Origin of the sequence: Citrobacter sp. wls710, assembly GCF_005281115.1 — a bacterium.
GTDB lineage: Bacteria > Pseudomonadota > Gammaproteobacteria > Enterobacterales > Enterobacteriaceae > Citrobacter > Citrobacter werkmanii.
The window spans coordinates 68875-93649 of record NZ_SZXD01000007.1; the positions used below are offsets into that span (position 1 = coordinate 68875).

24 protein-coding genes are annotated in these 24775 nt (G+C 51.6%); 8 read left to right on the forward strand and 16 right to left on the reverse strand.

Going from position 1 to position 24775, the window contains the following annotated elements:
- The first annotated feature begins 100 nt into the window (after positions 1–100).
- Positions 101–907 (forward strand): ribonuclease I, encoded by an 807-nt coding sequence (rna, locus tag FDX14_RS02550; protein ID WP_137348947.1) that lies wholly within the window; start codon positions 101–103, stop codon positions 905–907.
- A gap of 41 nt (positions 908–948) precedes the next feature.
- On the opposite strand, the gene FDX14_RS02555 is transcribed toward rna, so the two are convergent.
- Both FDX14_RS02555 and FDX14_RS02560 read right to left on the reverse strand, forming a co-directional pair.
- Complete coding sequence (locus FDX14_RS02555; RefSeq protein ID WP_042309838.1) at positions 949–1572, reverse strand: flavin reductase family protein; 624 nt, start codon at positions 1570–1572, stop codon at positions 949–951.
- A gap of 96 nt (positions 1573–1668) precedes the next feature.
- On the reverse strand, positions 1669–2499 hold the full coding sequence (locus FDX14_RS02560) for an alpha/beta fold hydrolase (RefSeq protein ID WP_038638697.1): 831 nt from the start codon (positions 2497–2499) through the stop codon (positions 1669–1671).
- Positions 2500–2775: 276 nt separating this feature from the next.
- Between FDX14_RS02560 and rnk the strand changes: the two genes are divergently transcribed.
- Both rnk and uspG read left to right on the forward strand, forming a co-directional pair.
- On the forward strand, positions 2776–3186 hold the full coding sequence (gene rnk, locus FDX14_RS02565) for a nucleoside diphosphate kinase regulator (protein ID WP_005120853.1): 411 nt from the start codon (positions 2776–2778) through the stop codon (positions 3184–3186).
- A 187-nt stretch (positions 3187–3373) separates the two neighbouring features.
- Positions 3374–3802, forward strand: a complete 429-nt coding sequence (gene uspG / locus FDX14_RS02570; RefSeq protein ID WP_016152215.1) for a universal stress protein UspG — start codon at positions 3374–3376, stop codon at positions 3800–3802.
- Positions 3803–3872: 70 nt separating this feature from the next.
- On the opposite strand, the gene FDX14_RS02575 is transcribed toward uspG, so the two are convergent.
- The 6 genes from FDX14_RS02575 to ahpC form a co-directional block, all read right to left on the reverse strand.
- Positions 3873–4640: a dimethyl sulfoxide reductase anchor subunit family protein gene (locus FDX14_RS02575; protein ID WP_061381647.1), complete on the reverse strand. Its 768-nt coding sequence runs from the start codon at positions 4638–4640 to the stop codon at positions 3873–3875.
- Complete coding sequence (locus FDX14_RS02580; protein ID WP_042309843.1) at positions 4640–5197, reverse strand: 4Fe-4S dicluster domain-containing protein; 558 nt, start codon at positions 5195–5197, stop codon at positions 4640–4642. Before FDX14_RS02580 ends, FDX14_RS02575 begins: the two co-directional genes overlap by 1 nt.
- The gene (locus tag FDX14_RS02585) at positions 5194–7464 is read right to left on the reverse strand and encodes a molybdopterin-dependent oxidoreductase (protein ID WP_137348948.1); all 2271 of its coding nucleotides are present in this window, start codon (positions 7462–7464) and stop codon (positions 5194–5196) included. Before FDX14_RS02585 ends, FDX14_RS02580 begins: the two co-directional genes overlap by 4 nt.
- Positions 7454–8014, reverse strand: a complete 561-nt coding sequence (locus FDX14_RS02590; RefSeq protein WP_061381645.1) for a TorD/DmsD family molecular chaperone — start codon at positions 8012–8014, stop codon at positions 7454–7456. Before FDX14_RS02590 ends, FDX14_RS02585 begins: the two co-directional genes overlap by 11 nt.
- Positions 8015–8235: 221 nt before the next feature.
- Entirely contained in the window at positions 8236–9801 is a 1566-nt protein-coding gene (gene ahpF, locus FDX14_RS02595; RefSeq protein WP_042309848.1) for an alkyl hydroperoxide reductase subunit F, read from the reverse strand.
- Between the two features lie 239 nt (positions 9802–10040).
- Positions 10041–10604: an alkyl hydroperoxide reductase subunit C gene (gene ahpC, locus FDX14_RS02600; RefSeq protein WP_004859485.1), complete on the reverse strand. Its 564-nt coding sequence runs from the start codon at positions 10602–10604 to the stop codon at positions 10041–10043.
- Positions 10605–10970: 366 nt separating this feature from the next.
- Here ahpC and dsbG point away from each other — a divergent pair, with 366 nt between their 5' ends.
- The 4 genes from dsbG (at position 10971) to FDX14_RS02620 (ending at position 14807) form a co-directional block, all read left to right on the forward strand.
- On the forward strand, positions 10971–11717 hold the full coding sequence (gene dsbG / locus FDX14_RS02605) for a thiol:disulfide interchange protein DsbG (RefSeq protein ID WP_137348949.1): 747 nt from the start codon (positions 10971–10973) through the stop codon (positions 11715–11717).
- A gap of 205 nt (positions 11718–11922) precedes the next feature.
- Positions 11923–12819 (forward strand): DNA-binding transcriptional repressor CitR, encoded by an 897-nt coding sequence (gene citR / locus FDX14_RS02610; protein WP_042309852.1) that lies wholly within the window; start codon positions 11923–11925, stop codon positions 12817–12819.
- 162 nt (positions 12820–12981) lie between these two features.
- A complete protein-coding gene (locus FDX14_RS02615) occupies positions 12982–14205 on the forward strand; it encodes a phosphoadenosine phosphosulfate reductase (RefSeq protein WP_042309854.1) in 1224 nt (407 codons plus the stop codon).
- Entirely contained in the window at positions 14190–14807 is a 618-nt protein-coding gene (locus FDX14_RS02620; protein WP_042309856.1) for an IbrB-like domain-containing protein, read from the forward strand. Before FDX14_RS02615 ends, FDX14_RS02620 begins: the two co-directional genes overlap by 16 nt.
- On the opposite strand, the gene FDX14_RS02625 is transcribed toward FDX14_RS02620, so the two are convergent.
- On the reverse strand, positions 14808–15968 hold the full coding sequence (locus tag FDX14_RS02625; RefSeq protein ID WP_042309858.1) for a pyridoxal phosphate-dependent aminotransferase: 1161 nt from the start codon (positions 15966–15968) through the stop codon (positions 14808–14810).
- Between the two features lie 132 nt (positions 15969–16100).
- On the opposite strand from FDX14_RS02625, the gene FDX14_RS02630 reads away from it, so the two are divergent.
- Entirely contained in the window at positions 16101–17189 is a 1089-nt protein-coding gene (locus FDX14_RS02630) for an oxidoreductase (protein WP_137348950.1), read from the forward strand.
- A 127-nt stretch (positions 17190–17316) separates the two neighbouring features.
- Here the strand turns inward: FDX14_RS02630 and FDX14_RS02635 are convergent, their stop codons facing one another.
- The 7 genes from FDX14_RS02635 to entC form a co-directional block, all read right to left on the reverse strand.
- Complete coding sequence (locus tag FDX14_RS02635) at positions 17317–17514, reverse strand: YbdD/YjiX family protein (RefSeq protein WP_137348951.1); 198 nt, start codon at positions 17512–17514, stop codon at positions 17317–17319.
- A gap of 63 nt (positions 17515–17577) precedes the next feature.
- Positions 17578–19683, reverse strand: a complete 2106-nt coding sequence (gene cstA, locus FDX14_RS02640) for a pyruvate/proton symporter CstA (RefSeq protein WP_006685575.1) — start codon at positions 19681–19683, stop codon at positions 17578–17580.
- A 184-nt stretch (positions 19684–19867) separates the two neighbouring features.
- Positions 19868–20281, reverse strand: a complete 414-nt coding sequence (gene entH, locus FDX14_RS02645) for a proofreading thioesterase EntH (protein WP_137349022.1) — start codon at positions 20279–20281, stop codon at positions 19868–19870.
- 2 nt (positions 20282–20283) lie between these two features.
- The gene (entA, locus tag FDX14_RS02650; protein WP_137348952.1) at positions 20284–21039 is read right to left on the reverse strand and encodes a 2,3-dihydro-2,3-dihydroxybenzoate dehydrogenase EntA; all 756 of its coding nucleotides are present in this window, start codon (positions 21037–21039) and stop codon (positions 20284–20286) included.
- A complete protein-coding gene (locus tag FDX14_RS02655) occupies positions 21039–21896 on the reverse strand; it encodes an isochorismatase (protein WP_042309864.1) in 858 nt (285 codons plus the stop codon). Before FDX14_RS02655 ends, entA begins: the two co-directional genes overlap by 1 nt.
- A gap of 13 nt (positions 21897–21909) precedes the next feature.
- Positions 21910–23520, reverse strand: coding sequence for a (2,3-dihydroxybenzoyl)adenylate synthase EntE (gene entE, locus FDX14_RS02660; protein ID WP_137349023.1), 1611 nt, complete (start codon positions 23518–23520; stop codon positions 21910–21912).
- Positions 23521–23529: 9 nt separating this feature from the next.
- Positions 23530–24705 (reverse strand): isochorismate synthase EntC, encoded by a 1176-nt coding sequence (gene entC, locus FDX14_RS02665; protein ID WP_137348953.1) that lies wholly within the window; start codon positions 24703–24705, stop codon positions 23530–23532.
- Between the last annotated feature and the right edge of the window lie 70 nt (positions 24706–24775).

Here is a 24775-nt window from a genome sequence, read left to right on the forward strand (position 1 = left end):
TCACGCCTGATGAAAATGATGCCAGTCAGCTAAACCTGACTGGCATTTTTTATGATTAAATAGATGATATTCAGAATTTATATAAGTATCCGAAATCATCATGACATCAACGTGGCGTTATTCTTCTTTACTGGCAGCACTTCTGCTCCCGGTTTCTGCGGCTCAGGCCGATGAACTTCAGGCAAAACAGTACGCTGATTTTGACCGCTACGTGCTGGCCCTTTCCTGGCAAACCGGTTTCTGTCAAAGCCAACACGAGCGTAATCGTCAGGAGCCTGACGAATGTCGTCTGCAAAAAGAGAGCGCGGACAAAGCTGATTTCCTGACCGTTCACGGCCTGTGGCCCAGCCTGCCAAAATCGATCGCCGCTCGCGGAGTAGATAACCGCCGCTGGATGCGTTTTGGCTGCGCAACGCGACCCATTCCTAACCTGCCTGAAGCGCGTGCCAGCCGTAAATGCGCAGCACCTGAAACCGGCCTGTCACTCGAGAGTGCGGCGAAACTGAGCGCGGTGATGCCCGGGGCTGGCGGAACATCCTGCCTGGAACGCTACGAGTATGCCAAACACGGCGCCTGTTTTGGTTTTGATCCCGACGTATACTTTGGCACGATGGTGCGGCTGAATAATGAGGTTAAGAACAGTGAAGCGGGCAAGTTCCTCGCGGATAACTACGGTAAAACCGTCAGCCGCAACGCATTTGACGCCGCTATCGCCAAAAGCTGGGGCAAAGAGAACATCAAAGCCGTGAAGCTAAGCTGCCACGGCAATCCGGCTTATCTCACAGAGATCCAGCTATCCCTGAAAGCCGACACCATCAATCAACCGCTATCTGCGCAGTCATTCTTACCGCAGCCGCATCCGGGTAACTGCGGTAAACAGTTTATTATCGACAAGGCAGGATATTGAAAATAGCGACCGACGCCGCAGCCTGGCGTCGGTCTGCATGGTTAGCGTTTTGCTCGGGCGTCCGGGCGAACTAAATCAAAGCGGTGTGTTTCACTGATCGAATAATACGCCGTTGGCCCACCAGCACGCAGTACCGGTTTCGCTTTCGCCGTCTGATAGATGCCGTCTTCCAGGAGCGTTTCGTCTATGTGAATGCCTACCACTTCCCCCAATACCAGCCAGGTATCAACCGGTGAGCCATCAGCGGTAGTCAGTTGTAGGCTTTGCGATAAGCGGCACTCAAAATTAACCGGGCTTTGCGCCACGCGCGGCACGCCGACAATCCGGCTGTCGGCTTTACTCAGCCCAGCGGCAAAAAACTCGTCCTCGCCGTGCGGCAAGCTGGCAGACGTTTCATTCATCGCGCCAGCCAGTTCAAGGGTGGTCAGGTTCCAGACAAACTCACCGGTTTCGACAATATTCTGCACGCTATCTTTCCAGCCGCTGCTGGCAAAACCAATAATCGGCGGATGGTAGTTAAAGCAGTTAAAGAAACTGTACGGCGCCAGATTATGTCGCCCGTTGCTATCACGCGATGCAATCCAACCAATGGGGCGCGGTCCAATGATGGCATTTAGCGGGTCGTGCGGTAAGCCGTGCCCCTGTGATGGTTGATAGAAATACATAGCCTTCTCTGGTGTCGTTAACGTCAGCTAAGCACGAATTATGCTTCGCTCATCTCCCTGGAAAAAGAGGATCAGCGTAGAACAATCCGTTAAAGATTACGACTGAATAAAGTTAAGCAGATCGCCATTGATCTGCTGTTTATGGGTGGTGCAAATGCCGTGAGAACCACCGGCATACACCTTCAACTGCGCGTCCGGCAATATTTCTGCCGCGACCTTGCCGCAGGTTTCAAACGGGACAATCTGATCGTCATCGCCGTGGATCACCAGCGTCGGGATGGTCATTTTTTCGAGGTCGCCACGCAGGTCTGTTTCTGAAAACGCATGAATGCAGTCGTACAACGCTTTGATAGACCCTTGTAAGCCCTGTTCAACAAAACTTTCCCGGACAGCTTTCGACTCTTTCGCGCCCGGACGGTTATAACCATAGAATGCCGCGGTCAGTTCATAGAAGAAGGCGGCGCGATCGTTCACTACCCCTTCCCGGATGCCATCAAACACCTCTTTCGGCACGCCATTCGGGTTAAAGTCGGTCTTGATCATGATGGGCGTCACCGCGCCAATTAACACCGCTTTTGCCACCCGCTGCGTCCCATGGCGACCAATGTAACGCGCCACTTCCCCCCCGCCGGTAGAGTGCCCAACGTGCACGGCATCTTTAAGATTGAGATGCGCGGTAAGTTCAGCCAGATCGTCAGCATACTGATCCATATTGTGGCCATCCCACGGTTGGGCCGAGCGGCCATGTCCGCGCCTGTCATGGGCGATCACACGAAATCCTTTCGACCCAAGAAACAGCATCTGATCCTCAAACGCATCTGCCGTCAGCGGCCAACCATGGCTGAACACGATGGGCTGTCCACTTCCCCAGTCTTTAAAATGCAAATAGCTGCCGTCTTTTAAGGTAAGTTTGTCGTACTGGCTCATGAGATCTCCTGTAGCGGAACACTGAGTTGTATTGACGCACCCGCAACGAGCGCTTAAAAAGCATAATGCAAATTGGAGAACGATCACGTTTTTCGGCTAAAATCACAGCATACGCGACAATATTGATGATTTACCTGAATGTGAACTAAATCACTTCAAACATCGGGTAAGTCTCAGTATCATCATAAAAGCTAAACCCTTGCCGCCTGACGGTGAGGGTTTTCTTTTGGGATTATTTACCTGCGCACCCGCAGTATCGACGACATGGAGTAATAAATGTCCAGACCAACTATCATCATTAACGACCTCGATGCGGAACGCATTGACCGCCTGTTGGAGCAACCTGCGTTTGCTGGTTTACCGATTGCCGACGCCCTGAACGCTGAACTGGATCGCGCGCAAATGTGTTCTCCAGAAACCATGCCGCACGATGTCGTGACCATGAACAGCCGCGTGAAATTCCGCAATCTGAGTGATGGCGAAGTCCGTGTGCGTACCCTGGTGTATCCGGCCAACATGACTGACAGCAGCACGCAGCTTTCCGTCATGGCGCCTGTTGGCGCGGCACTTCTGGGTCTTCGCGTTGGCGACACCATTCACTGGGAACTGCCGGGCGGTACCTCAACACACCTCGAAGTCATCGAACTTGAGTACCAACCAGAAGCTGCGGGCGACTACCTGCGCTAACTCTGTCTTATCAAAGCTATTCGCTTTATCTTGCAGGGGATGCATCTGCATCCTCTTTCCGGTTACTCCTCATCTCCCTACCCTCGCGTTATTTCCTGTTCGCAAAACATAAATCTGTGCCGTGACTGACAGAATCATTTTTAATACTATGCTGTTATGTGTTCATGTAATGACAAGGAGAATGTTTATGTACAACACAATCATAATGCCTGTTGATGTATTCGAAATGGAACTGAGTGACAAGGCTATTCGCCATGCAGAATTCCTGGCACAGGAAAACGGCGTTATCCATCTGCTGCATGTGCTGCCAGGCTCAGCGAGCTTAAGCCTGCACCGCTTTGCGGCAGACGTTCGTCGTTTTGAAGAGCATCTGCAGCACGAAGCGGAAACGCGTCTGCAAACAATGGTCGGTCACTTCAGCATCGATCCCTCCCGCATTAAACAACACGTGCGCTTTGGCAGCGTCCGTGACGTGGTCAACGAGTTGGGTGAAGAGTTGAATGCAGATGTGGTGGTCATTGGGTCGCGTAACCCGTCCATCAGTACCCACCTGCTCGGATCAAATGCCTCCAGCGTTGTCCGCCATGCTACTCTGCCGGTATTGGTTGTTCGTTAATAACGTCTGATTTGCTGTAAAAACCCCCTGCCAGGTTAACATCTGACAGGGGGTTTTTATTACCGTGCAATCAATACAAATGACCGATATTCACGATGGTGCTGACCGTATCGCCAAAGAATGTCAGACGACTGAGGATTACGCCAACAAACAGCAGAACAAACAACGCTTTTGCCCGACGTTCGCCCTGACGACTCAACACAAAGGCCAGCGCCAGACAAACCAGGCTCGCCAGATAAAGCGGCGAGGTCAGCCAGGCATGCGCGGTCATCTGCATAATGGTCCCGCCGCTTAACCAGATAATTGGGGCTGCGATCATGACCGCCATACAAACAACAATTCCCTGGCGTAATGCGGCAATGGCAGGTGCGAGATTAAGCAGCGGAATCGCCGCACAACCCATAACCCACACGGTGATGAAGAACAGCAGCATCGTCAGACCGTTGGCGATCGCCACCATCGCCGGTGCGGCATAGGTCATACCCTGTACCGCCACCAGCGCAATCCCAAGGACAGACGCCAGAACAGCCGGAACCTTGTGCCCTTTTGCCAGGAACGTCACGCCCACCGCCGCGCCATATAAGGTTGCGCCAAGAATTTCACGGCTTAGCCAGGCGTGCTGCAGGTTTATCAGGGCGTTGTAGGCACGGTCCGGATGCGCAAGGTGCAGGATCGCTGCCACGGACGCAGCCGCCAGAACCAGACCGGTAACCAGCCAGTACAAGCGTTTGCTTTCCAGTTTTCCTTGCAGCTTGCGTAGCGTCAAAATCAGCGTGATCCCAACCGACATCTGACTCAGTACGGTAAAAATGACCAGAGGAAGTTCATACTTTTCCATTACTTGACCTCCGGCTGCTTCGGTTGACGCGCCAGGATAAAACGCGTGCCCGGATTAAGCTGCGGCATGCGTGGGAACCCCGGCGGATACTGGACGGCATTGTTGGGTATCGGGTCGGCATCCAGATCGATTAGCGTCAGCGCCCCCACCGGACAAGCATTTACACATGCCGGTTGCATACCAACGTCAAGGCGTTCGTAGCACATGCTGCATTTTTCCGCCTTTTTCGTCTCTTCATTGAAACGCGGCGCTCCGTATGGGCAATTACGGATACAGTTTTTGCATCCAATACAACGTTCCGGGTTATGCACCACAACACCATCCTCACGTTTGGTGTAAGCCTCGACCGGGCAAGCCGCCAGGCAGGCTGGGTTTTCACAGTGATTGCAAGCCAGCGAGTAGAACGCCCGCTCTTCATGCGGATAAATTTCTTTATCCAGCGGATAGACGTAGCGCCAGAAACGTTCAGGCTCCAACTGGTTAAAACTCTTACACGCCATCGCGCAGCCACGGCAACCGATGCATTTATCGCTATTGACTAAAAACGCGCGTCTCATGCCGCTGCTCCTTTACTTACCAAAATGATATCCGCAAACTGACTGTGGATCGCCGCACCCGGTGCACCGGTTTTCATCAGCCCCATATCGGCCGGGGTATCCGCCACCACGTTTTGTACGTTGTATTTCCGTTTCGGAAACCACGCCTCGTACATCACCAGGAAATCTTCCGGAACGTTAGCGGTCACCTTCGCACGCAGTTCTACTTCACCTACGGTGTTAAACACTTTCACCAGGTCGTTTTCGGCAATGCCTCTTTTTTCTGCAGAAATCGGATGCATATAGACAAACGGCTCCGGATAGAAGACCTGCATCCAGTCAAGGTTGATAAATTGGGAATGGATACCGAACTGCACATGCGGTGTAAACAGGTGGAATGGCAGTGTACTTTTCGCCTCCGATTTATATTCCGGCAGCGCCGTATGGCCATTTTTCTCACATAGCTCAGATTTGAATTCAAACTTTCCAGAGGGGGTTTTAAATTTACGGTCATACCAGGCCGCAGAGCTCGGCAAAATGGCTTTTTTCGGGCCATCCAGCAAATCATCCCAGGAGGAGATGCCAAACATTTTGCCCATCCCGTCGTTAAATTCCTGGTCCAGCCAGCGCTTATGATCGAACTCCTGCGGGAATGTACAAGAACCTGGCTCCAGCTTATTTATCGTCCGGGAGAGTAAAACGGCAATCTCCAGATCGCATTTCGCCTCATACATCGGCTTAATGGCCGGTTGGTTGATAGAGAGCCAGTAATGCCAGTAGGAGGCATCAACATTCCACTCTTCAAAGGCCGTAGTGACCGGTAAGACGATATCGGCGTGCTGGACGGTTTCATTAAAGAACTGATCGGCGCACACCACCATTTCCAGTTTTTCAAACGCCTTTTCCATCTTGCTGCGATCAAAATCCTGAGCAAATGGGTTCTTACAGGCAACCCAAAGCATACGAACAGGCGGTTCGTTGGCTTCCAGAATTCCTTTGGCGGTCTGGTTGATATTAAGAGAACGATCGGAATATTGCGCCACTGCCCCAGCAGAACCGAACTCACTGGTTGTACCCGCTGCTCCAGGCATACCGATGGAGCCTACCGGTGGCTTTTGCAGCATGGCATTGTAGTTAAAGCCCCAGGTATGCAGATGCCCATAACGAGCGCCGCCGCCTTCAATACCGATATTACCCGTCATGGCGACGAAAGCATCAATGGCACGAACATTCGCGCCACCATTAACATGGCGCTGCATGCCATAACCAATCCACACGGTAGCAGGATTAACCGCCGTAAATTCTTCCGCCAATTGACGAATGACATCCGCAGACAAACCACAGATTTCAGCCGCCCACTCAACGGTCACACTGTTGCGCAGATAGGCTTCGAATTCCGGGTAACCATGAGAATAGTTGTTGACGAAATCCTGGTCCACCAGGCCTTTATCCACCAAATGGCGTGCCATACCCAGCGCCAGCGCACCATCAGAACCTGGACGAACGCGTAAATAAAGATCGGCTTTTGCGGCGGTCTGCGTTAACAGCGGATCGATAACGACCACTTTCGCCCCTTTCTCCCGCGCCTGGTAGATATACTTCATGGTGTGCATTGAGCACCATGCCGGATTAGCACCCCAGATGATGATGTATTTTGCTTTCACAAAATCTTCCGGGTCGTTACACCACATTTCGCCCATATCGTAGTTCTGGGCATCGATACCGGCAGGCCAACAAGGCGTTCCGGCAAAACGGGTGGTGTAACCCAGCGAAGACATCATCCCTTCAACCGCATAGTTCAATACCCCGAATTTGCCGGAATATTTGGTCATCGCCAGGCCCAGCATTGAACCATCTTTCTTTTTGATCTCCAGCATCTTGGTCGCAATGCGCTGCATTGCTTCGTCCCAGGAAATACGACGCCAGTTACCGCTACCGCGAACATCCTGAACCATTGGATATTTAATGCGATCCGGGCTGTATACCCGACGCGGGTAGCTCAACCCTTTAACACAGGGTGCTCCATGCGTAAACGTTGACTCAGGCGCGCCTTCCACAAAGGTGATGACATCGTCCTTCACCCATGTTTTCAGGCTACAGGTGTCATAGCAGTTACGCGGACAGGCGTTGCGATAAATTTTGTAGGTTTTCGGGTTAAAAGGAATGGGCGGTTGCGCTAATGCGCAACGTGAAGTCAGCAGTCCCCCTGGTAGGGCAGCCACCGTGCCAAAGGCAATCAACCCTTTCAAAAATGAACGTCTGTTCAGAACTCCCGGTTCATTGCTCATATGATACTCTCGTGTTTAATTCATCAAGCCAAGAAGACAATTTTCCCGCTACGGTTCTCAACGTGGCGGTCTGTGCATTTATCTTTATTTTTTCTATAAAATCGGGAACCCAAACCACTATATACTCATTTACATATCGAGTGAGGACAGTCTGATATTCTGCTGATGCCCGGGCGTTTACCGATAATAAAACGGCCAACTCCAATACATATGAAATATGATCATCAGGAATATTATTCACGTGATTTATAGATAGGCCGATATTTGCCATGAATTCCCGAATACTCAGGGTTGATTGACCCATAACAAGAGCATCTTCTTCGAGATAAACTGAAGCAAACGGTGCGGCCTTGAGCGCCTGCGGCCCGATAAAGAGTGCATTGAAGTCATACTCTGCTTGCAGCCACTCGTGCTCTGTCAACGTCGAGGCATTTGTATCCAGCGCGGAATAAGCTTTTTTCAGCGTATTACTATCAGAAGAAATAAAAAAATCACGCAACAATAACCCTGTCGATTCAAAGATCGTCAGGGTTTCATATATTTCACCCATGAATTAACCAACCATTTATTCACACAAGAAATGAAAACATAGTGCAGGTTAATATAATAAAGAAAATGCCTATTCTTTTTTTGATGAAACTAATGATCAGGCTAATTAAATGAATATTTAATACAGTTTATTGTTTCAAGAATTGACAATCTGAAAGCGCGGAAATAAAAAACCGCCAGCGGATGACTGGCGGTTTTGGCATGCAGGTGAGTCTTACTTTTTTATGCTACTGTTGTGCGAATCAGATAATCAAAAGAGCTTAACGAGGCTTTCGCGCCTTCGCCTGTCGCGATGATGATCTGCTTATACGGTACGGTTGTGCAGTCACCCGCAGCGAAAACACCTTTCACGCTGGTTTCGCACTTCGCATCGATGATAATTTCACCCATGCGGTTGCGTTCAACGGCGCCTTCCAGCCAGTTGGTGTTCGGCAGCAGACCAATCTGTACAAAGATACCTGCCAGCTCCACACTGTGAATATCTCCGCTTACGCGGTCACGATACTCAAGACCAGTCACTTTGCTGCCATCGCCTTTTACTTCTGTCGTTTGCGCATTCAAAATGATGTCGACATTTTTCAGACTGCGTAGTTTATTCTGCAGTACCTGATCGGCCTTCATTTCAGGAGCAAACTCCAGCAGCGTCACATGTTCAACGATGCCCGCCAGGTCGATAGCGGCTTCAACACCGGAGTTACCGCCGCCAATCACCGCCACACGCTTGCCTTTAAACAGCGGGCCATCACAGTGCGGGCAATAGGTTACGCCTTTAGTGCGATACTGATCTTCACCCGGAACGTTCATGTTGCGCCACTTCGCGCCGGTCGCGATGATAATGCTGCGCGCTTTCAGCACCGCGCCGGATGCTGTTTCAATCTGATGCAGACCACCTTCCTGCGCCGCAGGAATCAATTTGCTGGCGCTTTGGCTATCGATAACATCAACATCATAGTCATCGACGTGTGCTTTCAGCGCGCCCGCCAGTTTCTGGCCTTCGGTTTTTGGCACCGAGATATAGTTTTCAATATCAACGGTATCCAGGACCTGACCGCCAAAACGTTCGCCCATCAGACCGGTGCGGATACCTTTACGTGCAGAGTACACCGCAGCAGCAGCTCCCGCAGGACCGGAACCAACAATCAGTACGTCATAGGCATCACGCGTGTTCAACTCTTCAGCCGCACGTTTCTCTGCGCCGGTATCCACTTTCGCCACGATCTCAGTCAGCGTCATGCGGCCCTGGCCGAACTCTTTACCGTTCATAAATACCGCCGGAACGCCCATCACGTTGCGATCGGTGATTTCGTTCTGGAAAGTACCGCCATCAATCGCCGTATGCTTGATGCGTGGGTTCAGTACCGACATCAGGTTCAGCGCCTGCACCACGTCCGGACAGTTATGGCAGGAGAGTGAATAATAGGTTTCAAACTCAAAATCGCCGTCGAGATCGCGGATCTGCTCCAGCAACGCCTGCGCCTCTTTTGACGGGTGACCGCCCGTCCACAACAGCGCAAGCACCAGCGAGGTAAACTCATGGCCCAGCGGAGAACCCGCAAAGCGCGGCCCCTGATGAGAGCCAGGATTAGTAATCAGGAACGATGGCTTACGTACCGGCAGAGTATTGTCTTCTTTAAAGGTGACTTTCTCTGACAGTTCAGCAATTTCAGTCAGCAGTTCCTTGATTTCTGCCGATTTAGCGCTGTCATCCAGCGTAGCAATCAGCTCAACAGGTTTGGTCAGTTTCTCAAGGTAAGCCCTGAGCTGGGTTTTCATATTTGTGTCGAGCATTCTTCTTCCCTCTCTGAAAACATCATCATGCAAGCGGCCTCGTTCAGACAGTCTGAATACGTTTGCATCATGGTGTTGGAATAAAACGGGCACGACGCACCCGCTTAAGGATTAATTCGCAAGAATTTCGCGTTACAGGCAGGCGGCAAGCTTATGAATCCCCGGGAACTTACATAAGTAAGTGACCGGGGTGATTAAGCGTAGCCAACGCACCTGTAGCGCGAAAGGCGTAGCGAATTTTAGATTTTACCAACCAGGTCTAAAGATGGAGCCAGAGTCGCTTCACCTTCTTTCCATTTAGCCGGGCAAACTTCGCCTGGGTGGGATGCAACATACTGTGCGGCTTTAATTTTGCGCAGCAGGTCAGAAGCATCACGACCGATACCTTCAGCGGTAACTTCGATTGCCTGGATGATACCCTGCGGGTCAACAACAAAGGTTGCGCGGTCAGCAAGACCTTCATCTTCACGCATGTTGTCGAAGTTACGGGTCAGGGCGCCAGTCGGGTCGCCGATCATCGCATATTTGATTTTTGCGATGGTGTCAGAGCTGCTGTGCCATGCTTTGTGCGTAAAGTGGGTATCGGTAGAAACAGAGTAAACGTCTACGCCCAGTTTCTGCAGTTCTTCATAATGGTCTGCAACGTCGCCCAGTTCGGTCGGGCAAACGAAGGTGAAGTCAGCCGGGTAGAAGAAGAAGACGCTCCAGCGACCTTCGGTATCTTTCTCGGTTACTTCGATGAACTCACCGTTTTTGAACGCCTGGTTTTTGAAAGGTTTAATTTTGGTATTAATCAAAGACATCTGTACTTCCTCCGTGTTTTCGTTGAGAGATAAGTTAACGAAAATCTCTTCAAAGGGCTAATGCGTTTCCTTTATCAAATCAATAAGCGTTAACTAACAACTTACTCAATCGAACCTAAAAGACAAAAGTAAAAAAGGCCCCCTATGCAGGGAGCCTCATTACCCGAGCTACCCGCAGGTAACGTCAGTACCAGCAGAGCTGGCTATGTGTTGCGCTCTACATTACCTTAACAAAGGTCGTAACAGCGATTGGGATTACATCACCCAACTAAAGAAAGGGCAATCGACAGACTGTCGATCTTACCTATGGCTGTGATAGGTTTTGCAATTCAGTCCCCTTTCCTTCTGATTTTATAAGGAAAATCAATGTTTAAACGTACCTTACTCTTATCCTTGCTTCCCGCTATTGTCCATGCCGAAGAGCTACCTACCCCTGTTAAAGCCATTGAGAAACAGGGTATTACCATCGTGAAGCCCTTCGACGCGCCAGGTGGAATGAAAGGTTATCTTGGTAAATACCAGGATATGGGAGTAACCATTTATGTCACTCCTGACGGCAAACATGCCATCTCCGGTTATATGTATAACGAAAAAGGAGAAAATCTTAGTAATACGCTGATAGAAAAAGAGATCTATGCCCCAGCAGGGCGCGAGATGTGGCAGCGAATGGAAAAAGCCTCGTGGATTCTGGATGGAAATAAAGAGGCTCCGGTAATTGTCTACGTGTTCGCCGATCCCTTCTGCCCTTATTGCAAGCAGTTTTGGCAGCAGGCGCGTCCATGGATCGATTCCGGTAAAGTTCAGCTGCGTACGCTGTTAGTGGGCGTAATCAAACCCGAAAGCCCGGCAACAGCTGTCGCAATCTTGTCGGCAAAAGATCCGGCCAAAACCTGGCATGACTATGAAGCTTCTGGCGGCAAAATGAAGCTGGAAATTCCGGCCTCTCTCCCGCCCGAGCAGATGAAGATACTCAATATCAACCAAAAGTTGATGGATGATTTGGGCGCAAACGTGACGCCAGCCATCTACTACATGAGTAAAGACAATACGTTACAACAGGAAGTCGGGTTACCCGATAAGGAAAAATTAAACATTATCATGGGAAATAAATAAAGGTAACAAAATGAGTGATTGTTATCGTTCTCATCTCAATCACTCATCATCACTGATTTTTTTACTCGTAAAAAATAATCTTGTTGTGCTATTTTAGCTTCAGTACATCATACTTTAAGTATTCAAACATAAACTCATAGAATAATTTTACTTATAACATTCTTAATGCAAATTACACCTGACAGAACTTTACAGGAAGATAACGATGGCTAATCTCTATGACCTCAAAAAGTTTGACCTGAATCTACTGGTCATTTTTGAATGTATATACCAACATTTAAGTATAAGCAAAGCTGCCGAAACATTGTATATCACGCCATCAGCGGTTAGCCAGTCATTACAACGACTACGCACACAGTTTAACGACCCCCTATTTATTCGATCCGGTAAAGGCATTACGCCTACGGTGACGGGGGTCAATCTTCATCATCATCTTGAGCAAAATCTGAATATGCTGGAGCAAACCATTAATATTATGCATGACTCCAGTCTGAAAAAAAAATTCATTATCTACAGTCCACAAATCACCACCACACTGGGGGTAACGGAATTAATCAATGCCCTAAGAAAAAATCCAGATATCGAAGTTGAACACCACGATATATTAATGTCAGCAGAAACCGCAGAGAATATACTGGCGTATCGGAAGGCAGATATGGTGATAACTACGGTTCCCGTGCATAACCGCTCTATTGTATGTAACTTATTTAAAAAGATTGAATGCACTTTGGTATGCAGTGGTAGTCATCCAAGAATGTCTGCACATAGCACGCTCGAAGAAATCATGCGGGAGCAATTTACATTGCTTAGCACAACGCAACCCGGTATCCACGAGCAACAGTTTGTAACGAATGATCTTTTTCCAGAACGTAAAATTGGTTTTAGCAGTGACTCACTGACTTCCATTACTAATATTATTGCCAGCACAGATCTTATTGGCATCATTCCTACAATCATTTATGAGCAAAATGCCGCTGCACTTAACCTGAAAGAAATCAGCATTAATTTTAAATTACCACCGGTTAAACTTTTTTTAATGTACAATCGTTCCTCGCTTAACAACCAGTCTTTTGCTGATTATATTAAAAGGATTAGCCCATAAAATTAAAAAAAGCCTTCATGACAAATCTGTTATATGTATAACTTAACAAACAGTCATTTAAATCATGAATACATTAAAACATTGCATCTTTGAGAAATTGGCATATCTTATTGCAAGCATTTATTATATCTGTAAATAATAAAATCTGGATATGGACTTGATATGTCTGTTTATAAAATACCACTGAATCAAAACGTTCTCGAAGCCGCGCAGGAACGTATTGCCTGGACGCTTGAGGCTCTGCCACGTATTTGCGTTTCTTTCTCTGGAGGGAAAGATTCAGGGTTGATGTTACATCTGACAGCCATAAGCGCCCGCCAGACGGGTAAAAAATTCGACGTGTTATTTATCGACTGGGAAGCCCAGTTTTCCTGCACTATCGACTATGTACAGGCGCTTCGCGAACGTTATTCCGATGTCATCGAACGCTTTTATTGGGTCGCGTTACCTCTGACCACACAAAACTCACTTTCACAATATCAACCTGAATGGCAGTGTTGGGAACCGGGAACGCCGTGGGTTCGCCAGCCTCCGGAAGATGCCATAACCGATCCTGATTATTTCTCTTTTTACCAGCCCGGCATGACGTTTGAACAATTTGTTCGCGAGTTCGCTGATTGGTATTCAGATAAACGACCAGCCGCGATGATGGTCGGCATTCGCGCGGACGAGTCCTATAATCGCTTTGTGGCCATCGCTAATTCGCGCAAGCAACGTTTTGCCGATGACAAGCCGTGGACGACTGCTGCGCCTGGTGGACACACCTGGTATATTTATCCGCTATATGACTGGAAAACAGCCGATATCTGGACATGGTTTGCGCAGTCAAAATTGCCGTGTAACCCCCTGTATAATCTGATGTACCAGGCCGGGGTCCCGACAAGATATATGCGTATTTGCGAACCCTTTGGACCTGAACAACGCCAGGGGCTGTGGCTGTACCATGTTATTGAGCCTCAGCGATGGGCGGCTATGTGCGCCCGCGTCAGCGGTGTTAAAAGCGGAGGTATTTACGCCGGTCATGACAACCATTTTTATGGCCATAGGAAAATACTCAAGCCTGAACATTTAAGCTGGCAAGAGTACGCCATGCTGCTATTGAATAGCATGCCAGAACAGACCGCAGAGCATTACCGCAACAAAATCGCCGTCTATATACAGTGGTATAAGAAAAAAGGTATGGACAATATCCCGGAAAGTCAGGAAAGTGATATTGGTTCCAGGGATATCCCCTCATGGAGAAGGATCTGCAAAGTACTCCTGAATAATGATTACTGGTGTCGAGCACTTTCGTTCAGTCCCACAAAAACGAAAAACTACCAGCGATACACTGAACGAATGAAAACCAAACGCCAGGAATGGGGGATCTTATGCAGCAACGACTAACTCAGGAACTCACGGACTTTCTTTCTGCGCTGTCTGAAGAAGAGCGTATTGAAGCGATCAATGAATTCCGGAAAGCTATCCATAGCGTCAGCCCTTTTCGTGAAGAGCCGGTAGACTGCGTGCTATGGGTTAAAAGCGACCATATTTATCCCAACGACTACAACCCGAACAATGTTGCTCCGCCAGAGAAAAAATTGCTGCTGAAATCTATTGAAGCGGATGGCTTCACGCAGCCGATTGTCGTCGTTGAATCATTTAGGGAAGAATATGAGATAGTAGACGGTTTTCATCGCCATGAATTAGGTAAAAATAAAGCATCGCTAAAACCGCGCTTAAAAGGCTATCTGCCCGTCACCTGCCTGCAACGCAATCGTCATGAGCGTATGGCGGCGACAATCCGCCACAACCGCGCTCGCGGACGCCACCAAATCCACGCCATGTCGGAAATCGTACGTGAATTATCGCAACTGGGCTGGAGTGAAGAAAAAATCGCTAAAGAACTCGGCATGGATAACGACGAAGTATTGCGACTGAAACAAATCAACGGCCTGCAGGAATTATTTGCCGACCGTCGGTTTTCCAAAGCCTGGACAGTGAAATAATTACAGCGAAACCAGACGCTCTGCGGCTGCTAACAGCGTCGATTCTTGCTTGGCAAAACATAGGCGGATCAGCTTATGCGGGAAAGGATCGGCGCAGAACACCGACAGCGGTATCGCCGCAACGCCCACTTCTTTAGTTAACCACTGACAAAACTCAACGTCATTAAGCGTTGAGACCGCACTGTAATCGACCAGCAGAAAGTACGTCCCCTCACACGGCAGAATTTCCAGTCGACTGTCGCGTAACGCATTCACCAGTACATCACGCTTTTTCTGATAAAACGTGGGCAGCTCGCGGTAGTGTATTGGGTCCTCCCGCAGCATATCCGCCAGCGCCAGCTGAGCCGGCGTGTTGACTGAGAACGTCAGGTACTGATGGATTTTGCGTAGCTCGGCGCTAATGGCGGCGGGTGCAACGCAATAGCCAACTTTCCAGCCGGTCATATGATACGTTTTACCGAATGATGAAACGGCAACAGCGCGTTCCCGTAGCTGCGGATGAGCCAGCACGCTCGCATGTCCATGAGCGGCAAAGCAGATATGCTCATAAACTTCGTCGCTGATAACAAAAATCTCACGCTCTTTAATCGCCTGCCATAACGCATCAAAATCAGTGCGCTGCCAGACGGTCGCAGATGGGTTATGCGGTGTATTGAGGATCACTAACCGGGTACGCTCGCTGAGTAACGTGGCAAATTCCTGCCAGTCCACACGAAATAACGGCGGTTGCAGCGCAATACGTTTCACCACGCCGCCGGATAACGCCACCGCAGGCGCATAGCTGTCGTAGCTCGGATCAAAACAGATCACTTCATCACCAGGCCGCACCAGCGCCGTAATAGCTGCATACAATGCTTCTGTGGCCCCAGCCGTGACGCTGATCTCACTTGTCGCGTCGGGCTTATAGCCGTACAACTCCGCTGTTTTATCGGCAATGGCTTCGCGCAGCGGCTGCACGCCCGTCATCGGCGCATACTGGTTAGCGCCATGCGCAACATGATATGCCAGACGTTCCTGCAAGAAGTGTGGACCGTCAAAATCAGGAAATCCCTGCGAGAGGTTAATGGCCTGATGCTGCTGCGCCAGCGCGCTCATCTGCGTGAAGATTGTGGTGCCCAGATTAGGCAGTTTACTTTGCACAATCAGCGGGTTATTACTCATTATTGTTATCCCAGCGAATGATGTTGTTGTTGAAGCCACTATAGCACGATGCTAGTATTTGGCAATCAAGACGTTCAGACGTCTATATAAATATAACCTGCCAGGACAGGACATCCAAAAGGACAACACAACATGAGTAATACCGAGATTCGCGTCGTCACCGGCCCGGCCAACTATTTTTCCCATCCCGGCAGTTTGTCGAGACTCAACGATTTTTTCACAACCGACCAACTCTCACGCGCTGTCTGGGTTTACGGTGAGCGCGCCATCGATGCGGCGCGCCCTTATCTGCCAGAGGCTTTTCATCTTGCCGAGGCTAAGCACCTACTGTTTACGGGACATTGCAGCGAAACCGATGTTGCTCAACTGGCAAAAGAATCGGGAGATGATCGCAGCATCGTGATTGGCGTGGGCGGCGGTACACTGCTCGATACGGCTAAAGCGCTGGCTCGCCGCCTTGATTTACCTTTCGTGGCGATCCCGACCATTGCCGCCACCTGCGCGGCCTGGACGCCGCTTTCCGTCTGGTACAACGATGCCGGTCAGGCGCTGCATTTCGAAATATTCGACGATGCCAATTTTTTGGTGCTGGTTGAGCCACGAATCATACTCAACGCGCCTGAAGAGTATTTACTGGCCGGTATTGGCGATACGCTGGCGAAATGGTATGAGGCAGTGGTGCTGGCTCCGCAGCCAGAAACGTTACCTTTGACCGTACGTCTGGGCATCAACGGCGCGCTGGCCATCCGCGACGTCCTGCTGGAAAGCAGCGAGCAGGCACTGGCAGATAAGCAGCGTGGTGAACTAACCCAGGCGTTTTGCGACGTGGTGGATGCGATTATAGCCGGCGGCGGCATGGTTGGTGGTCTGGGCGAGCGCTACACCCGTGTGGCGGCGGCACATTCGATCCATAACGGTCTGACCGTCCTCCCGCAAACGGAGAAGTTTCTCCATGGCACCAAAGTGGCGTATGGCATTCTGGTGCAGAGCGCATTACTTGGGCAAGATGATGTTCTGGCGCAACTTGTCACCGCTTATCAGCGGTTCAATCTCCCCACCAGGCTGGCCCAGTTAGACGTGGATATCGCAAATCGCGCTGAGATCGATAAGGTGATTGCGCATACCCTGCGCCCGGTGGAATCTATTCATGCGCTGCCGGTAACGTTAACGCCAGATACCCTGCGCGCAGCATTTGAGAAAGTAGAATCGTTGACGGTGTGACTATCGTACAGGTTGCCTGATGACGGCTTCGCCTTATCAGGTCAACGACGACTAATTATAACGGCAAATGCTCACAATAATTCGAGGAGTTGTAGGCCGGATAAGCGTAAGCTCATCCGGCAAAAAATTAACAGCACTTCGCGCCGCCTTTCCCCCCATAGCGCGCATCCTGCCGCTCGCGGAAAAACTCTTCGTAGGTCATTGGCGTCTGTTCCGGATGCGTGACGCGCATATGCTCAACATAGTTGTCATAATCCGGCACACCGATCATCAAGCGGGCGGTTTGCCCTAAATACTTCCCGGCTTTAGCGAGTGTTTCAAACATAGTGATTCCCTGGCGTACAAATGCCCTCCCCGCTCAGGAGAGGGCTTGTTGGTGAAGAGAATATTAGTGCGCGCCTTTCGCCTGCGCCACGATCTCTTCGACATTCTCCGGCATCGGTTCGTACGGCGTTTCTTTCGACGTCGGTTTGTCCTCTTTCAGTGCTGCCAGCGCAGTTTTAATCGAGAACAGACCCAGCACCACGACGACCACCATGAAGAAGATGGTAAGACCCGCATCCAGACGGTTGTTAAACACCAGTTGCGTCAGCTGCGACTGGGTGTATTGCGCCGGAATATTACCGCTGTCGATCATCGCCTGGAACTTGTTGGCGATAGCCAGGAAGCCAATTTTCGCATCCGGGCTAAACGCTTTCTGCCAGCCCGCAGTCAGAGTACAAATCAGCAGCCAGGCCGTTGGCACCAGCGCCACCCATGCGTAGCGCTGACGTTTCATCTTGAACAGCACCACCGCACAGAGCATCAATGCCATACCGGCCAACATCTGGTTGGCGATACCAAACAGCGGCCATAGGGTGTTGATACCGCCCAGCGGATCCACCACGCCCTGGTGTAAGAAATAACCCCAGGCCAGTACGCACAGCGCTGTAGCCAGCAGGTTCGCAGGCAGTGAATCGGTACGTTTCAGGCTCGGTGATACCACGCCCAACAGATCCTGCAGCATAAAGCGTGCGGCGCGTGTACCGGCGTCAACCGCCGTCAGAATAAACAGGGCTTCAAATAGAATGGCGAAGTGATACCAGAACGCCACATCCATCATGCCGCCCAGCGCACCATGCAGAATATACGCCATCCCAACGGCCAGCGTCGGCGCACCGCCTGCGCGGGAAATGATGGATTGTTCGCCGACTTCATTGGCGATTTGATGCAAGGTGTCTGGGGTAATAGCAAAGCCCCAACTGCTGACCACCTGCGCCGCAGAAGCAACGACATCCGCCGTACCCGCCGGAGCCAACACCGCCATCGGGCTGTTCATCGCGAAGTACACGCCCGGATCGATGATGCACGCGGAAACCAGCGCCATAATGGCGACAAAGGATTCCATTAACATTCCGCCATAGCCGATAAAACAGGCCTGCCCTTCGTTCGCCAGCATCTTCGGCGTGGTACCGGAAGAGATCAGCGCGTGGAAGCCAGATACCGCACCACAGGCAATGGTAATAAACAGGAACGGGAACAGGTTACCGGTCCAGACCGGGCCAGTACCGTCAACAAACTTGGTCAGCGCAGGCATGGTCAGCGTCGGACGCATGATCAGAATACCCACCGCCAGACCAACAATGGTGCCGATCTTCAGGAAGGTAGAGAGATAATCACGCGGGGCCAGCAACAGCCATACTGGCAGCACGGCAGCGACAAAGCCGTAACCCACCAGCATCCACGTCAGTTGTACGCCGGTAAAGTCAAAATACGGTGCCCAGGTCGGACTTTCGGCCACCCAACCGCCGGAAATAATGGCAAACACCAGGAATACCAGACCGATGACCGACACTTCGCCAATGCGGCCCGGACGCAAATAACGCAGGTAGATCCCCATAAAGATCGCCAGCGGAATGGTAAACGCGACGGTGTAGGTTCCCCACGGGCTGTGGGTCAGCGCTTTCACGACGATCATCGCCAGTACCGCGAGGATAATCACCATGATCATAAAACAGGCTACCAGCGCAATAACGCCCGCCGTTGGGCCCATTTCTTCTTTCACCAGTTCGCCAAGGGAACGACCATCGCGACGGGTAGAAACAAACAGTACCATGAAGTCCTGCACTGCCCCCGCAAGTACCACCCCGGCAAGCAGCCAGATCATCCCCGGCAAATAACCCATTTGTGCCGCCAGCACCGGTCCGACTAACGGACCCGCCCCGGCAATCGCCGCAAAATGGTGACCGAACAGCACTTTTTTATCGGTAGGAACATAATCCAGACCGTCGTTATGGCGCACGGCTGGCGTCATACGCGTTGGGTCCAGCGCCAGCACATTTTTCGCAATGTACAGGCCATAGAAACGGTAAGCGATAAGGTAGACACAGACCGACGCCACGACTATCCACAACGCGTTGATCTGTTCACCACGGTTTAATGCGATATAGCCGAGGGCAAATGCTCCCATAACGGAGAGCACTGTCCAGACGAGGTACTTCCCTGATTTATTCATATTGATTATCCGTTGTCCAGGTCAGAGAGATGTTACATTTTGTTTCTATAACATCTTTTCTGAATTTAACAACATGACAACCATGCAAACCCGAAGTATCACTGAATTTTTACATTGCAGTGTTAACTAGATCACTTCATTTACCTGTTAACCCTGCAATTTCATTTTACTTTGCCGGGCGACTTCACCCCATCACCGCAGTACCTAATCGGCAGGTACAACAGCGCCGTCCTTGCTCATCAAAGATAACGATTTCCCAGCTTTGGTTCTGCCGTCCAAGATGCAGTGGCTGGCAAACACCGCGCACTTTGCCCTGTGAAACCGCCCGATGGTGCGTGGCGTTCAGTTCTGTACCGACCACACACTGCCCGTCGCGGGTCATCAGATAACCCGCCATTGAACCCAACGTTTCGGCCAGTGCCGCCGACGCGCCTCCGTGCAGCAAACCAAACGGCTGATGCGTGCGGGTATCAACCGGCATTTCGGCCTCCAGCACATCATCGCCCAGCCGGGTATAAAGGATGCCTAAGTGCGCGACCATGGTGTTGCAGCTGGTAGCATTTAATTCATCCAGCGTGAGATGGCGTTTCCAGATCATCATCATGCTCCCAGCGTTGAGCCGCCATCCACCACGATATCCTGTAGCGTAATATGGCTGGCAAGGTCGGAGGCGAGGAATAAAATGGTGTTGGCGATCTCCTGTGGACGGGCGATTTTCCCCAACGGGATACCAAGCTTAAACTGCTCGCCAAACCCGCGAATACGCTGCTGTTCCGCGTCATCGCTGACCCATAACGTGCGCTGCATGTCAGTATCGGTCGAGCCTGGCGAAACCACATTACAGCGCACACCGCTGCCCGCCAGTTCCAGCCCGACGGTGAGCGTCAGGCTTTTTAGCGCAGCTTTTGACGCTCCATAAGCGCTCATGCCGATACGCGGCGTGTGCGCCGCATCCGACGCCACGGTCACGATCGCCCCGCCCTGCTGACGACGAAACTGCGCCATCGTCTGCTGAAACAGATTGAACGCGCCGCCAACGTTAACGGCAAACGTCTGCTGCCACTCTTCAACGCTCAGAGCGTCAGTGGCCCCCATGCGCAGAATACCGGCGGCATTGACCAACACATCCAGCCGCTCGCACGCTTTAAGGACGCGCTGGCACACCTCAGCCACCTGCCCGGCATCGGCCACATCCAGCACTTCGGTCGCAAACGGGTAGTTATCCTGAGGAAATTCGCGATCAAAGCCAGTCACCTGCGCGCCTGCTTTCACAAATGCCAGTGCCGTAGTGTAACCAATGCCTTTTCCCGCGCCGGTTACCCAGACGGTTTTCCCTGCAAACTCAAATCCGGCCATCAGTTCACCTCGCGGGAGAGCAGCTTCCACCAGGCGTCTATGGTCGGATTTTTCGCCAGCATCACGAAATCAATATCGCCATGAACTTTACGCCAGCGTGCCGCCAGCGCCATCATGCGCACGGAATCCAGCCCGTAGTCGATCAGGTTTTCGTCATCCATTGGCTCCTCGGACTCATCAAGCAGCGGCAAAATGATGCTACGCAGCGCCTCTTTACTCGCCGGAACCGGCGTCGGCAAAAGCTCCTGGGTCATTACCACCCGACCGGAGCGTCCCGCCACGTATTTCAGCGACATCAGGTGTTCATCGCGACTAAAATCCGCCAGCGCATCGGCGACCATAAACGGCTTGATATCGCGCATAAAAGCGTCCGTCGCAGTGGTCATGCAGCCAATATGAGCATACACACCGGTAATAATCAGTTGATTACGTCCGGTTTCCTTGAGCATCTGCTCCAGCGGAGAGCGATGAAATGCGCTATAACGCCATTTCACCAGAATAGTATCCGCTTCATCCGGCGCCAGCGCCTCAACGATCTTTTGTTGTTCCGGGGAACGCGTCAGGCCCGGTCCCCACATATCATTCAGCAGAGCGCGATCTTCATCACTCTGTTCTTTCGGCTGAGCGGTGTAATACACCGGAATGTTATGCTCTTTGCAGTACTGGCGCAGCGCGGCGATGTTCGCGATGACCTGCTCCATCATCGGGCAGTTATCGCCCCAAAAGCCGATAAAATAATCCTGCATGTCGTGGATCAGCAGCGCAGCGCGTTCAGGGTCAAATGCCCAGTCGACTTTGTTCACCGGAACATCGAGCGCCGTTGGTAGCGCATAAGCCTGCAGTTTAGGAATTGCCATTTCTATTTCTCCTTCAGGCCAGTGAACGTGATGCCAGCCACTGACGTAATTGTTTTTTATCCACTTTACCGACCGGGGTCAGCGGGAGTGACTCAACGCACTCCACGCGGTCAGGTAATTTGAATTCCGCCACGCCCTGGTCGCGCAGGAAACGGCGCACCTGCACCGCGCGCAGCGGCTCTTTCACCACCAGCCAGGCACAGCTTTTCTCGCCCATCAGTTCGTCATCCATACTGACCAGGGCCGCATGGATCACCAATGGGTGGCGTAACAGCAGATTTTCAATTTCTTCTGCTGCGATCTTCTCGCCACCCCGGTTGATTTGATCCTTTTCACGTCCTTGTACGGTGATATAGCCATCCTGATCGATAGCGATCAGATCGCCGGAGCAGTAAAAACCGTTGGCGTCAAAAGCGCTGGCGTTGTGCTCCGGGCTTTTGAAATAACCGCGGAAGGTGTACGGACCACGCGTCATCAGACGTCCGGTTTCTCCCTGGGCTAAGGGGTTGCCGTCAGCGTCTGCAACCCAGACTTCATCATCCGGACACATCGGACGGCCCTGGGTGTTGATGATGCGCTCAGGGCTGTCGTCCAGACGGGTGTAGTTCACCAGCCCTTCCGCCATGCCAAAGACCTGCTGCAACTGGCAGCCAATCTCCGCTGGAATACGCGCCGCAAGCGAGGCAGAAAGGCGTGCCCCACCAACCTGCAGCAGCGTCAGCGAAGCCAATTGCGCATTGCTCCCCCACTCCGCAATCGCCTGCAGCCACAGACTCACCGCCGGCGGCACCAGCGCCGTGACGTTAACCTGATGCTGTTCAATCAGTGGGAAACACAGGGTTGCGCTCGGGTCAGCCGCGAGAACCACCGTGCCGCCAGCCAGGAACACGCCCAGCGCGCCAGGCGAACTCATGGCGTAGTTATGCGCCGCCGGGATCGCGCACAGATAGCGCGTTTCCCCGGTAAAGCGGCAGATCTCATTACTGCGTCGCACGCTGTAGTAGTAATCGTTATGAGTACGAGGAATAAGCTTTGGCGTGCCGGTGGTACCGCCGGAAAGCTGGAAGTACGCCACTTCATCAGCAGGCGATGGCGTCGCGGTAAAATCAGCCGTAGGCTGGTCTATCGCCTTTTGCAGGTTATGTTCGCCTTCATCATTGCGCAGTTGCACCACGCGCACTGAATTGTGTTCAGCCACAAAGGTATTGAGAAAATCTTCCCCGCTAAACAGCGCATGCTGGCGATCGGCAATCAGCAGCGCCGGTTCAATCTGTTTGGCATAGGCGTTGAGTTCGTTACGCTGATGGCTGAACAGGGCCAGCACCGGAGCGACACCCAGCTTGAGTAACGCAAAGAAGGTGATGTACAGCTCAGCCACATTGCCCAGTTGTACCAATGCGGTTTCGCCGGGTTTGATTCCCTGACGACGCAGGCTGCAGGCAAGATTCTCAGCGGCCTGATTCAGCTGGCGATAGCTCAAATGGCGTTCACCATCAATAATCGCCGTATGGTCGCTGTCGGCATGACGGGTCAGAATGTCGGTCAGCGGCAAATCCTGCCAGTAACCTTTTTCACGATAGCGGCGGGCAAACTCCTCCGGCCAACGGGTGAAAGGAATACTCATCATGACTCCTTAATGCAGTCCAAAAACATTCAGCATGGTGGAAAGCTTGGCTCCCGTTTCACGCCATTCCGCAACCGGAGAAGACGCAGGCACAATTCCGGCGCCAGCAAAGAAACGAACCTGATTACGCAGCAGCTTCGCGCAGCGGATCGTCACCACCCATTCGCCGTTGCCTTCGGCATCACACCAGCCGACAATGCCGCCGAACAGTTCGCGATCGAACGGCTCCAGCTCGGCGATCAGCTTGCGCGCAACCTGATGCGGGAAACCGCTCAGCGCAGGCGTCGGATGCAACAGGCACGCCAGCGTCAGCGCGTTTTCCTCTGCGTTGGCTTTACCTTCAAACGGCGTACCGAGATGCCAGAGCGTAGGCGTAGTGACCAGTTGCGGAGAGGAAGGCAGTTGCAGTTCACTGCTGCGATCGCGCAATACCGTTTTCATCGCCTGCGTCACCAGGTCGTGCTCATGGCGGTCCTTCTCAGACGCCAGCAGGCGGATCCCTGCTTCGCGATCCAGCACATCATCAGGCTGACGACGCGCCGAACCGGCCAGCGGCAGCGAGCTAAAACGATCGCCCTCTTTGCGTAACAGCAGTTCCGGGCTGGCGCCAATCAATACGCCACCGTCTTCAATAGGGACATGGAAGTTGTAACTCGCCGGATTTTGCGCCACCAGGCGTTCAAGTAACGCCCCACTGTCAATATTGGCATCGGTGGTGATATCGATCAGGCGTGACAACACCACTTTGTCGACTTCCGGGGTTGCCGTCAGCGCCGCCGCCCGGGCAACCATCTCTTCAAAAAAGTCCTGTTCCGGAATCGATTTACGCTCAACGACGTTTAATGACTGATGCCGGTTAAAGTAACGTGATGATTGCTGCTTTGCCGTGCGAGAGAAGCTCTGCCACGATTGGGGAATAAACAGCGATGATGGCTGGCGGGTATCGAAAGGAATTGCCCCGACCATGATGGGGTTAGCGATGCCCTGCGATTTGGCATCAGCAAACAGTGCGTGCATTTTGTGTTGGAAAGGGCTGTCTGGCGAATCGCCATCAATTGCCGGTTCCGCATAGCGGGCGAAGCATCCTGACGTCTTAAAACTACGATACGGCGACATAAAGAAAAAACTGTCGGGAGCGAGCGTCGGCATAGTCTGCGTTTTTTCCTCGGCCAGTGACATATCCATATCATCCTCCAAAAATGATAAAGGCTCTAATAATGATTATCATTTATATTTTCGGTCGCTAACCTAAAAG